Source organism: Pediococcus sp. (assembly GCF_003533255.1).
In the GTDB taxonomy this organism is placed as follows: Bacteria; Bacillota; Bacilli; order Lactobacillales; family Lactobacillaceae; genus Pediococcus; species Pediococcus parvulus.
Genome location: NZ_DOEM01000033.1, coordinates 65,665 through 78,166, shown reverse-complemented (window position 1 = coordinate 78,166; position 12,502 = coordinate 65,665). Strand labels below are relative to the sequence as shown.

Sequence of the window (12,502 nt, the reverse complement as noted above, 5' to 3'; positions counted from 1 at the left end):
CAAGAACCCGCACTACGTTCCAGCCCAAATTTGCTGGAGACGGCATTTTATCTAATTTTGCTGCCATGCACGTTTTCGTATCAAGCAACAAGATAAGTTTTTGTAGTTTCAACCTTTAGTACCCTATTATTTAATTATTCAACCCGTGGTTCTCTTGCTTCATCTGCTTTACGACGCCCTTTATCCATGGCATTCTTGGCTTGATCCGTTTTCTTAGAAGCAAAGTTACCTGTCTTTTCGGCAGTGTTTTTCACCTTATCTTGTACAGTCTCACTATCCGCTTCATACTCTTCACGAGTTTTAACATCTACCACGTTTACATTAACTTCAATGACATCTAGATGAGTCATATCTTTAACTTCACGTGTAATAACTTCTTTCATCTGTTCAAAAATATCTTCAATATCTTTACCATATTCGGCAACGATGTCCATATCAATCGCAACTTGTTTTTTGCCAACTTCAGCATTGATCCCTGAACGCACATCATCACTATTGACCAATTTATCTTTAATATTAGAGAAAAATCCACCATCAACAGTCAACAAACCGTCAATCTCCTCTAAAGCAATTCCAACGATTTTTTGAACAACTTTATCATCGTAAGTAAGTTCGCCATTAATATCCGGTTTTGTTTGTGCATTAGATCTCTTATTCATTTGATCCCTTCCTGTCATACCGTTTGGTTGAATTAATTCTTTTTCTTTCATGTTAGTTTCCTCCTATTTATTCTTTGTTATTCAAATATTCATCTAACAGATGGCTTTTATCTAAATACAGCCCAATTGCTGTACCTACGCCCACCATAATGATGAGCAAAAGGGTTTGAAAAAAGCCAATCGTAACTAATAAAACTGCAATAATCAGTCCGACCACTCCCCCAATAATAGGGAGTTTATATTCATCAAATATTGCTTTCATTTGCGACCTCCTACTCTACGCGAACGTTTTTTGAAGTAGCCGCTCCCCTTGATTGGTAGCGTTCTAGTCTGACATTAACCTTAACTGAATGATGAGCACCCACAAGATTTTTTATTCGATCCTGGACTCTGTTTGACCATTCTTCAGTATGATCAACTAGAGCAGAAGTTCTCTTGATTTCACCTTTAACAATTACTGTAATTCGTCGATTTAACGTTTGAACCTTCACTTTAGGTGATCCAATAAAGTCCTCTTTATTGAGCATTGAACGTACCATTCCTTCAATGGCCCGGCTGTGCACACTCAACTTGCCTCGATTTTCCTTTAAAGTAAAAGTTGTCGTTGCTTTGGGATAAAAAAGAATGATCAGGATAACAATCAAAAAAGCAGCTAAGACAACTACAGAAATCCAAAACATTGTGGTATAAGCATAGTAATTTGTTAAAAAGAAATCTCTCATATTCACTAAAAATCGGGAATGCTGTTCCCCCGGCCAAGTTAAGGATGTGACAAACAAGCACAATACCATAAAGAGTAAGGCACAAACAATGAGGACTGTTTTAAAAAATTTATTCATATAGTTGCCCTCCTATAAATTGATCGCCTCTCCACCCGTTACCCCATAAATTTGGGCTGTGACATAACTTGCATCATTAGAAGCTAAGAAAACATACACGGGAGCTAATTCGGCTGGTTGTCCTGCTCGCTTTAACAAACTATCCTGACCAAATTTTGGCAAGGCCTCTTTTGGCTGACCCTTATCTAGCTGAATAGGTGTCCAAATCGGACCAGGAGCAACACCATTTACACGTATTCCCTTAATGGCAGCTTGTTTAGCTAAATTAATAGTAAAGTTTGCAATTGCTGCCTTCGTTGCTGCATAATCCATTAAATGTTTACTAGGATTAAAAGCTTGAATAGAGGTGGTTGTAACGATACTACTTCCTGCCGGTAAATGAGGTAACGCAGCTTGCGCCAAGGCAAACATTGAAAGAATATTAACTTGGAAAGTGTCGTTTACTTGTTTCATAGACAGATCCTCTAAATTTGAACAAGAAACTTGCTGACCTGCATTCAAAACTAGCGTATCTAACCCACCAAATTCATCTACAGTATCTTGAACAAGTTTTGCTGCTGTACTTTCTTCACGTAAATCGGCTGGCAGTAATAAAATACGGCGACCAGCCTCCTTTACGTACTCTGCAACAGCATTTGCATCCTTTTCTTCACCTGGAAAAAATTGAAGTGCAATATCTGCGCCTTCTCGAGCAAACGCAATGGCTGTTGCCCGACCAATTCCCGAATCACCACCAGTAATTAATACACGGCGATTCTCCAGTTTGTGATTACCACGATAACTTGTCTCGCCGCAGTCAGGTACTGGTTGCATCTTGGCCTGAAGTGCCGGCGTTTCTTGATCTTGCTTTTCAAAGCCGTCAGTATGATACAAGTAACGTGGATCTTTCAGATCTGGTTCCTTCATAGCTTACTTTCCCCCTTCTTAACTGTCATATTGGGTCTAATTAGTAAACCCATTATCAATATTAGAAACCCCATTTTAAAGTGATCACCCTCATCTTATTGTTAAAATAAGATTTCCTTTTGATACTTTTAGGATATCGAAACCAGATTAGTTTTTCAAGCAAGATGCTTAACTATTTCTAATGATTAAAATAAGCATATCCTTTTAACTCGTCATCTGATTTCTGACATAATAGAAATAAACGCAATTAAATGTTTGAATTCATCATGTAAAACTGAACTTGAAAGGAGAGATATAGAAGTGATTTTAAATTTCAACATTTCAAAAAAAGGTATCACTAAAGCCAACCATCCAAAACAAATCAATTGGATAGTTTTAAAAAATGCCACCAAAGAAGAAACTCAAAAAACTATCGATCAATTTGATCTTCCAAATGACATTTTTATCGGATCCAATCAAGCCGAAGAAGTCTCTCGATTTGAAAAACTTAAAGATACAAACTTGAATAATAGCTATTCTCTTGTCCTTATTAATCTCTCTGCCAATACTAAAGAAAATATTGAATTCCAATTAGAGCCTATCTCATTTGTAATATCAGATTCGTTACTTATCACTTATGTCTGTGAGAATTCAGAGTTTATTGAACATCTCGTTGAACAAAGGGGACAGGAAATCACAAACTTAGATTTGCTAATTTCATTTGCCATTTTCACCACGTATACCCATTTTATTAAGGAACTACAGGAAATAAAAAAGACAATTGATGATTTAGATCAGGCCGCAAGAAAAACTACAGAAAATTCAGAATTATTCCGTTTAGCTGACACGGAAAGAAAGATTGTCTATCTAGATCACACATTACAGGATCAGGCCGAAACCTTAGATTCGTTATGGGAAGAAAAGGCGTTCATTTCAAATATTAATGATGAAGCATTGATTTATGACATCAAGCTCAGTCAACGCCATGCAAATAAACTAGTTCGCGTTTATCGAGACTTACTGGAAACTATTGGTGGACTGTTTACTGACATGATGGATAATAATCTCAATCATTTAATGAAATTTCTAGATTCGGCGGGATTAGTCATTTCGATTCCTGCTTTAATTTCTGGAATTTGGGGAATGAATACAGGTGGAATTCCTGGTAAAAGTTCGTCGTTTGGTTTTCTCATTGTTATGAGTTTAGCAACCCTTCTTACAATAATTACAGCAATTCATTTAAAGAAAAAAGATTATTCAAAATAGAAAATGCACAAACAATCTAATACGCTGTATGTTCAAAGCACAAATTACTCATGTGATCAAAAAAAGATCCAAAAGATTTGCCAATTTTAATGTGTTTTAGCTATTTAAGTTTGCAAATAAAACAGGCCAGAGAAAAAATTTCTCTGGCCTGTTTTTAAAGATCAAACATTTTCAATATTAATTATTTTTCATAATTACCTGTAATTGTATTCAGCTTAGAATAACTACCTGTTTGCGTATTATAACGGTAAATACCGGTCAAACTGCCTACTGTATTGGAAGAATTGTTCTGACGTACTTCAACTTGGTAGTAGTTCGTACCAATCTGCGTCACACCAAAGGAAAGTCCGCGCTGATTAGTAATCCCCACTGTTCCCGTGAATGAAGTAATGACACTATCAACCTGGTCATCCGTCAAACTCCCAGTAGTTTGAGACGCGCCTGAACTGCTTGAATTGCTATTTGAATTCATGCTGGAACTTTGAGATGTAGTCGAGCTACTACTTGCAACACTTATTTGATTCGTTAAAGCTTTTCCTTGCTCTTGAAGGTTTTTAATCCCTCTAACTGATGAAGGCAACGCATTTAATTTAGCCAAATCCGCTTTAGCTGTTTCGTAGTACCCATTTGAAACAGCATCATATGCATTTTGATACCACCTATTTGCTTCTTTTAGTTGAGCGGATTTGGTGCTCAAATCTTTAGCTTGTGAAGTCAGTGCATCCCCGTTTGTCTTTTCTGACGTCATTTTTGCCAAACTAGAATTTGCAGAATCAGTATCACCACTATTCAGTGCCTCTTTGGCGGCTAAATAGTTTTGAACATTTGCAAGTAATTCACTTACTTTACTATCATTATTGTTTAAGCTTTGCGCTTTTTTTAACGTTGCTAGTGCATTACTTGTTTGTCCATTTTCAATTTGCTTTTGGGCTTTTTTTAATAAAGCTGAGGCCTTTTTTTGGTTGGTCTGCGTTGAAGTGGCAGAAGACGACGAGCTACTTGCTGCATCACTTTGTCCACCATTACTGCATGCAACCAAAGAAAACAGCATAACAACAGCAGCTACCCCAACTAAGCTCTTCTTAATATTTAATTGTAAGGTCATGATTTTCTCCTCCTTGACGACATTATACCATGTTCCACAAGTTAATTAATAAACGAATAACCAGTAGATTAAATAGCTAATTGTCAGGGTAGCCAAAATCATAGCATTTGTCCATTTAAACATCATAAATAAAGCCAAATATTCTCTAAAAGCTGCAAACGGAAGATAATGGATGGATGTCGACGCACTAATTCCAGACATTGTTGTATGCAATCGTTTCGCAATAACACCAGCTCGAAACACGTGAAAACTGTTTGTAACAAAAATGGCTCGATGAAAAACCTTTTCCTTTGTCATTAATATTTCTGAATTATATAAATTCTCATAAGTAGAGGTTGAAGCATTTTCTTGAATAATTTGAGATTTAGCAATACCGTTTTCTATCAAGTAGTTGCCCATAGCACGACTCTCTGGCATGATTTCATCGGAACCCTGTCCACCCGAAACCACAAATTGCGGGTGAGCCCCTCGTTTTCGCTGCTGTTTGTATATTGCAATTCCTTTATCCAGGCGTCGCTGGAGAATCCTCGAAACACTGCCATCTGCCAGTAGACCCGCTCCCAAAATCACAATAAAATCCACAGAATACAGAATAGGCAATTCGTCCAGCAAAGAAGACAACACATATGAAAGAAAACCAACCATGAGATAGCCGATCCATAAAAATAAAATACCAAGTATCATCCATATAAGATGACTACGAAAAAATAGCGAATTTAGTAGGGTTACAATAAGCATGCCCCAAATCACAAAACCAATAGTTTCTAACATGACGTAACCAAGTTGTGAACCCGAATAACGAATAAGTCTTCTACTATAGAGCACACAGGCAAGTGCAAAAAAGGCTAAAGCAATGGGAATAATTCCAGTCAGGACTAAGCTCGTAATCAACATCATAGCTTGCATCCAAGGTGCCTGAGTCACTTCAAGCCACTGCCAAACTGCAATCACAAAACATATCAGCCCGGCAATCAAAAAATAACCATTTAAAAATCGACGCCGATCAGTAAGCCACAACGTGATAAAAACTGCTAAACAAATGCTGCCCCAATAACTAAAGTCCATCTTTGTCACTTCCTCTCCTATTTTCATTTTAGAATGCTTTCGAGATTTTTTAAACTTTAATGTCGTTATTTAATTGTAGCTTTTCCTATACCGCAAAAAAAAGATAAAATCAAGTCTTTCATTTTTTTAATTTCGAGATACAATATATAGTGTTGTTTGGTTTTGAAATCGGAACATATTGTGTACGGCCGTATACATAGAAACAAGAGAGGAAGATAAGCAAATGTCTAATTATTTACACTTTTTGGCACATCAATTAAAGGGTTGGCCTCAACAAAACTACTATTTATTCTTTTTCAGTCTTGGTTGTCAAATCATGACTTTGGTGAATTCACCAATTACAGCTTTAACAATTACTACATTTATTGGAACCACATTAGGTGTTTTATGTATTTTAGCAATCAATGCCGCAAAATCAGTTAATGGTTGGTTAGGATTATTATCTGCATTATGTTTTATAATCACAGGTTTTGCAGCAAAAAATTATTTAAGTATGGCAGAACAGTTGGCTTACGTTGTTACACTTGATTTACCAGTTCTGATGAGTGCAAACTGGAACGTTAACATGGTTTCTAAGATTCGTAAGTTCACTGGTAAAACTTGGTTTGTGGCATTAGCTTCAACAGTGGTTGTTTACTTTGTCTCTGGTTACCTAATCGGTACATTCACTAATGATCCTCGTCCATGGGTTGACGCCATCAGTTTTTCAATTAGTTTAACAGCTGGTGTTATCTGCTTCCTCCGTTTCAACAACCAATACTTCTGGTGGTTTGCTTCAGGAATTGCACAAATGGTCCTTTGGTTCATTTCATTCCGTCAGGGCTCAGCTACATTAGCCATGTTTGTAAACAGTTCAATCTACCTTATTAACGATGTTTTAGCATTTACAACATCTCCATGGTACAACAAAAAAGAACGTGCACGTCTTATTAAGGAAGAAAATAATTATTCCGAAAAAGAAGAAACCGTTGGTGACGTGACACACGCCTAAGTCCACATACAAAAACAAGCGTATTTTTCAGCAAAAAGCTGGAAATACGCTTGTTTTCTTACTCAAAAAAAGATTGTTTAACCGTTTCAATTCGTTCACTCTTTATTAGGACAACTTATTGAAACAAACGGCCGCATTTAACCCCGATTCCTGCGAGATCGCGATCCCGCTTCCATCGATCTTAAATGCAGCTGTTTAACCGTTTCAATTCGTTCACTCTTTATTTTGTTTTTCTCATTCCAAAAATTGCTGATACGATTAGCACAACCACAATTGCACCAATTATCGAGGGAATTAATGCCATTCCTGCTAACTGAGGTCCCCATGTTCCCAAAAGGGATTGTCCTAACCAAGCACCCACTAGTCCTCCTACAATATTACCAATCCATCCTGCTGGTAAATCTCTACTTGTAATCGCACCTGCAAGCGCACCGATAATTCCACCAATAATTAAAGCCCATAGCCATCCAAACATTGTCCTTCACTCCTTTTGGTTTTGTCTAGAGTATTACTCATAAAATCAACTAGTGATCACTTAGTTGTCTCTATAAACGCCTCTTAGAAAAACAAGATTTGTTTACACAGTTAGTATAGCAAATTTCTAAAGGTTCTTACAACTTTAATGCTTATTGTAGTAATTATAATTTTCTTATGATACCGACTTATCAATATCTTATTTCAAGTCATTAATTCCCTTAACGTCTTCATCTGTTAATTTAACATTTGTTGCAGCCACATTCTGTTCCAAATGATCTAAATTGGAAGTCCCTGGAATTGGCAATATCACCGGTGATCGTTTTAATAACCAAGCCAAGGCAATTTGTGAAGGACTTGCCTGATACTTTTTGGCTAACCCATCTAAAACTGATCCTGGTTTAGCAAGAGCTCCAGTTGCCAAAGGAAACCAAGGAACAAAAATAATTTGATGGGTTTCACAGTAATCTAGAACATTCTCGTCTTTTCGATTAGTAACATTATAAAGATTTTGTACTGCTTCGATTTTGGCATACTTGCTGGCTTCTTGAATCTGATTGATTGAAACTTGACTTAGACCAATATGCTTAATTTTTCCTTCTTGCTGCATTTTGGCAAGTTCACCAATTTGATCCGCAACTGAAACTTTGGGGTCGATTCGATGCAAAAACAACAGATCAATACTATCTACACCCAATGTGCGTAAATTCATTTCAACTTCTTGTCGCAAATATTCAGGGCGACCAACTGGAATCCATTTATCAGGCCCTTGGCGTGTAAAACCCACTTTTGTTGAAATAAAAACATTTTTATATTCGCCCTTGTAAGGTGCAAAGGCATCCCGAATCAGTAAGTTAGAGGTGAACGGTCCATAAGCATCTGCCGTGTCAATAAAATTCACGCCTAGTTCAACTGCTCGTTGTAAAACCATTACAGCATTTTTAGGGTTCTCTGAGGGCCCCCAAACACCCTTACCGGGTAGTTGCATTGCACCATATCCTAAGCGACTAAACGTTTTTTCTCCAAGTGTCAGTGTTCCCACCTTGTTTGCATTTACTTCAGTCATTATTTCACCTAATCTTTCTTTAAATTGATAGGCTATTTTTGCATGAAAGCTAAATTTAGCTTATCCTAAAACTATAGAACGTTTTCATTGTTTAACCGTTCAAGTCTAATGTCAACTATTTTAAATTCTAGGAGATGTCAATAATGAGTCATCAAATTCCACAAATCAAGCTTAATGATGGGGCCGTTTTTCCACAAGTAGGCTTTGGAACTTATAAATTAAATGGGGCAACTGGTGTAAGTGCTATTCGCAGTGCACTTGATAATGGCTATCGTGCTTTGGACTCAGCTTATAATTACGAGAACCATGGCGCACTTGGTGAGGCCATTCGACAAAGTGATATTCCGCGCTCTCAGATCATGATTACATCAAAATTACCAGGACGTCATCACCAATACGACGAAGCTTTAACTAACATTCAAGAATCACTTTACCAAACCGGGTTAAAATATTTCGACCTTTACCTAATTCACTGGCCAAATCCAAAAGAAGATCATTATGTGGAAGCATGGAAAGCTTTAATTGATGCCCAAAAATGGGGGTTAGTTCGTTCAATCGGCGTTTCTAATTTTTTACCAGAACATATTGATCGTTTGATTGATGAAACCGGCGTAACACCGGCCGTCAATCAGGTCGAATTGCATCCCTATTTCTCACAGGCACCTCAACGTGAATACGATGCAGATCATCATATCGCAACTGAAGCTTGGAGCCCTCTTGGTCGAGCAAGTTCTGTACTGCAAGATTCCACAATCAAAAAAATTGCTGATGCCCATAAGAAATCCGTTGGTCAAATAATCTTACGCTGGGAAACTCAGATAGGTGTTATGCCCATTCCAAAATCAAGTTCAACCGTCCGTCAAAGAGAAAACTTACAAATCTTTGATTTTGAGTTAACGCCAGAAGAAATGGAAGCCATCACGAATTTGGACCGTCCAGACGGCCGTGTTAAGAACCAAGATCCAGCAGTTTATGAAGAATTTTAAATATAAATGGAAAATAAGACACATTAGATTCTGTGTACTGAGTTACGTCAGAATCTAATGCGCCTTATTTGTCATTCTCTTTTATTTATGCTTTTGCATGTTTTTTCATAATCCAATAGAATGGTACAGCAATCACCAGGGCCCCAAAACCAAATAACAATTGTGACACATCAACCTGAATCAGCAACCACACACTGACCAAAATTGCGATGATTGGAATTAACCAACCTCCAGGAATTTTGAACGTTCGTAGTTCCTGTGCCCGCGTATAACGAAACACAATAACCGCCAAACAAGTTGGAATATACTGAGCAAAACGCGAAACCACGCTAATTTGAGCTAAAGTTTCGAACGTTCCAGACCAAGCAATCAGTAGTGATATTGTTGCCGACACAAGAATGGCCACGTATGGGGCATTCTTTTTATTACGCCGACCAACAATTGCCGGCATAATACCGTTTTCTGCCATTGCTACTCCTGAACGAGGTGTAATAAATGAAGATGCCACACAGATACCACCAATTGAGATGATTGTCCCGGCAGCCACCAGACTAGTTCCAAAATTACCAGCAATTTTACCAAATGCTTCTTGAATTGGTGCCGTTGACGCGCTTAGGTGTTGTCCTAAAATTCCAATCGACACAACTTGTAACAAAATATAAAACACGGTTACAATCACAATGACCAGTAAAATAGCACGTGGCAAATTCTTCTCTGGTTTTCGCATATCACCGGCAGCTACCACTAAGCCTTCAAATCCAGTAAAGGCGTAAAACAGTAAAACTGCTGCTGCAGCAAATGCACCACTATGATAAGTTCCCCCAGGAAACAACGGTGTAAAATTGTTACCATTAATTGCAAAGAATCCAATCAAAACAAACAACAGCAAGGGTAATAATTTCGCAATTGTCACAATGTTATTCACGATTTTTGAAAGGGTGACACCAGAAATATTCATCAGTGCCAAACTCACAATCACTACGGTCACAATAATATTTTTAATCAGGGGGGGTATTCCAACCTGGTACAATCCCGCCTAACGCAGTCGTAAACGCAACCGCCATTGTCGCCTCAGCAATCATGCGAATTGCCCAAGTCACAAAACCGACCTCATAACCTACAAATTCACCAAAGGCTGCTTTAGCGTATATGTATGGACCCCCATTTACTTCAAACAAGGAAGCACATTCTGCAAAACAAACGGTAATACTTGTCACAAGTAAAGCATCAAAAATAAAAACACCGATACTTGCGGTTCCCATCAGTTTCATCGCTTGATTTGGAAGTAGAAAAATTCCTGAACCAATAATCCCATTAATCCCTAACAGGACAATACTCCAAAAACCCATCTTTTGTTTTTCTGTTTCAATATGCATAGGTATCCTCACTTTCGCGCGCTTTAATTGTGTTGGCTACGTTTAACCAAATCTTTAAAAAACTCTAGTTGGTCTGGAAATTCTTGCCACATATTTTCGGGATGCCATTGAACTGCTACTATTTCACTATTTTGTGTAGACTCAACAGCTTCAATCACTTGATCATCACTTTGTGCAGAAACGGTTAATCCGACTGCAACTTTCCGCACAGCCTGATGATGCCGTGAATTTACATAACTGCGATCTGTTTTGAGAATTGATCGCACATAACTATGAGGTTCAATGACCACATGGTGCGTTGGAAATTCACCGGGAGCCGCCTGCGCATGTCGGATTCGACAACTTGGATCTTGCACACCTAAATCTTGGAAAACTGTGCCGCCCATGGCAATATTAATCACTTGAATTCCTCGACAGATTCCAAAAATCGGCTTTTTGGCAGCCATTGTTGCTTTGACAAGTGCAATTTCAAATGCATCACGCTTATAATAAGTTCGACCAATTTCAGGAATCGGCTCTTCACCAAAGAAGGTAGGATCCACATCTGGACCACCCGGAATTAACAAACCATCAAACGTGTTCACAAGTTCTTCCGATAACTCAGGAGCAGTATAAGGTAAAACGATCGGGAGGCCACCCGCTGCTAAAACTGCGTCTACTGCACCACGAGGAGCAAAGTCAGCCCGGCGTTCGTTAATAACTTCTGAATCAGCCACCCTCACATCTGCAGTAATTGCAATAACTGGTTTCATGTAACTAACACTTCTTTCTCATTTTTTAATTTAATTTTAACAATATACCATTTTTCTAGAAGTTTCTCAAGTTTAAATCAAAAAAGTAGCCTTAACTTCAATAAACTATTTTAAAATGTGTAGAAATAGGAGCCAAAGTTCTACTTTATTCGTCAATCTTAATTTTTTCCCAATCTTTACCCCAGATGACACCAACGATTTCTTCACCGGTGTGGGACATAATTACGGGCCCCAATTGATTACTCTCAAACTTAGCTGCTGGAAACTCTTGTTGAATGGTCTCTTCCCATTTGGCACTTAAATCATGGTCTACTCCGTAAATAATGGAAACACGATACTCATCTTCACCACGGTCCAAATCAGAATGTAGATTATCCAAAACTTTTTGAAGTGCACGTTTCCGTGTGCGTTCCTTACTTTGAATCACAATACGTCCCTTTTCATCCATATCTAAAATTGGCTTAATTCTTAACAAGTTTCCCATAATGGCCGAGCGGTTGGTGATCCGTCCTGAACGCATCAAAAAGCTTAAATTATCCACCATAAAATCAACCTTAGTTGTCTCACGAAGGTGTTTCAAATAAGGAATAATTTCCGTACCAGTTTTCCCCTCTCGACGTAATTTGGCAGCCAACAAGACCATGTTAGCTTCACCTTGACTAGTCATACGCGAATCAAACGGGAGGACATTAATTTCTGTAATACCTTTTGCATATTCCGTTAGGTTTTCGATGAAACTTGTAATGCCACTAGATAGATGGATACAAATCACCTCATCGTAATTTTCGGCAATCAATTTATCGAAAACTTCTTGCATTTGTCCTAACGTGATTTGAGTTGTGGAGGGCATCAAACCGGAAGTCTGGAGCTTTTCATGGAACAACTGATCATCAATATCAATATTCTCCAAAAAAGTTTCTTGCCCAAAAATAACCGTGATTGGTACCACAATGATGTCATTTTCACGAACTTGTTGGTCAGAAAGGTAGGCAGAACTATCCGTTACAATTGCTGTTTTCATACATTTCTCCTCGTTGT

Annotated in this window: 13 protein-coding genes and 1 pseudogene; 3 read left to right on the top strand and 11 right to left on the bottom strand. The window is 38.0% G+C overall.

The features are described from left to right. Window positions 1-134 precede the first annotated feature (134 nt). Genes DD627_RS08025 through DD627_RS08010 form a run of 4 tightly spaced genes read right to left on the bottom strand, consistent with a single transcriptional unit; the run spans window position 135 to window position 2,404 of the window. Window positions 135-677, bottom strand: a complete 543-nt coding sequence (locus DD627_RS08025) for an Asp23/Gls24 family envelope stress response protein (protein WP_147206748.1) — start codon at window positions 675-677, stop codon at window positions 135-137. Window positions 678-726: 49 nt separating this feature from the next. Then, window positions 727-921 carry a DUF2273 domain-containing protein gene (locus DD627_RS08020; protein ID WP_057783960.1) on the bottom strand — a complete coding sequence of 65 codons (195 nt, stop codon included), beginning with the start codon at window positions 919-921 and terminating at the stop codon, window positions 727-729. A 10-nt stretch (window positions 922-931) separates the two neighbouring features. Beyond that, complete coding sequence (amaP, locus tag DD627_RS08015) at window positions 932-1,498, bottom strand: alkaline shock response membrane anchor protein AmaP (protein WP_260275068.1); 567 nt, start codon at window positions 1,496-1,498, stop codon at window positions 932-934. A 12-nt stretch (window positions 1,499-1,510) separates the two neighbouring features. Further along, complete coding sequence (locus DD627_RS08010; RefSeq protein ID WP_068805787.1) at window positions 1,511-2,404, bottom strand: SDR family oxidoreductase; 894 nt, start codon at window positions 2,402-2,404, stop codon at window positions 1,511-1,513. 303 nt (window positions 2,405-2,707) lie between these two features. Between DD627_RS08010 and DD627_RS08005 the strand changes: the two genes are divergently transcribed. Next, entirely contained in the window at window positions 2,708-3,649 is a 942-nt protein-coding gene (locus tag DD627_RS08005) for a magnesium transporter CorA family protein (RefSeq protein ID WP_375710199.1), read from the top strand. A gap of 181 nt (window positions 3,650-3,830) precedes the next feature. Here DD627_RS08005 and DD627_RS08000 read toward each other — a convergent pair whose 3' ends face one another. Together DD627_RS08000 and DD627_RS07995 are read right to left on the bottom strand one after the other, a co-directional pair. After that, window positions 3,831-4,754, bottom strand: coding sequence for a tetratricopeptide repeat protein (locus DD627_RS08000; RefSeq protein WP_057783968.1), 924 nt, complete (start codon window positions 4,752-4,754; stop codon window positions 3,831-3,833). A 45-nt stretch (window positions 4,755-4,799) separates the two neighbouring features. Continuing rightward, window positions 4,800-5,819: a YdcF family protein gene (locus DD627_RS07995; RefSeq protein ID WP_260275066.1), complete on the bottom strand. Its 1,020-nt coding sequence runs from the start codon at window positions 5,817-5,819 to the stop codon at window positions 4,800-4,802. Window positions 5,820-6,042: 223 nt separating this feature from the next. Between DD627_RS07995 and pnuC the strand changes: the two genes are divergently transcribed. Next, a complete protein-coding gene (gene pnuC / locus DD627_RS07990) occupies window positions 6,043-6,810 on the top strand; it encodes a nicotinamide riboside transporter PnuC (protein WP_260266798.1) in 768 nt (255 codons plus the stop codon). A 220-nt stretch (window positions 6,811-7,030) separates the two neighbouring features. Here the strand turns inward: pnuC and DD627_RS07985 are convergent, their stop codons facing one another. Together DD627_RS07985 and DD627_RS07980 are read right to left on the bottom strand one after the other, a co-directional pair. Beyond that, entirely contained in the window at window positions 7,031-7,285 is a 255-nt protein-coding gene (locus DD627_RS07985) for a GlsB/YeaQ/YmgE family stress response membrane protein (protein ID WP_057783977.1), read from the bottom strand. Window positions 7,286-7,483: 198 nt separating this feature from the next. Continuing rightward, entirely contained in the window at window positions 7,484-8,350 is an 867-nt protein-coding gene (locus DD627_RS07980) for an aldo/keto reductase (RefSeq protein WP_057783980.1), read from the bottom strand. Between the two features lie 143 nt (window positions 8,351-8,493). Here DD627_RS07980 and DD627_RS07975 point away from each other — a divergent pair, with 143 nt between their 5' ends. Then, complete coding sequence (locus DD627_RS07975) at window positions 8,494-9,336, top strand: aldo/keto reductase (RefSeq protein WP_260275065.1); 843 nt, start codon at window positions 8,494-8,496, stop codon at window positions 9,334-9,336. Window positions 9,337-9,421: 85 nt separating this feature from the next. Here the strand turns inward: DD627_RS07975 and DD627_RS07970 are convergent. From DD627_RS07970 to DD627_RS07960, 3 genes and pseudogenes are all read right to left on the bottom strand, one after another. Further along, window positions 9,422-10,712: pseudogene (locus tag DD627_RS07970) on the bottom strand (APC family permease). Between the two features lie 23 nt (window positions 10,713-10,735). Continuing rightward, on the bottom strand, window positions 10,736-11,464 hold the full coding sequence (locus DD627_RS07965; RefSeq protein WP_068805777.1) for a gamma-glutamyl-gamma-aminobutyrate hydrolase family protein: 729 nt from the start codon (window positions 11,462-11,464) through the stop codon (window positions 10,736-10,738). A gap of 145 nt (window positions 11,465-11,609) precedes the next feature. After that, the gene (locus DD627_RS07960; RefSeq protein WP_057783987.1) at window positions 11,610-12,485 is read right to left on the bottom strand and encodes a DegV family protein; all 876 of its coding nucleotides are present in this window, start codon (window positions 12,483-12,485) and stop codon (window positions 11,610-11,612) included. Window positions 12,486-12,502 lie beyond the last annotated feature (17 nt).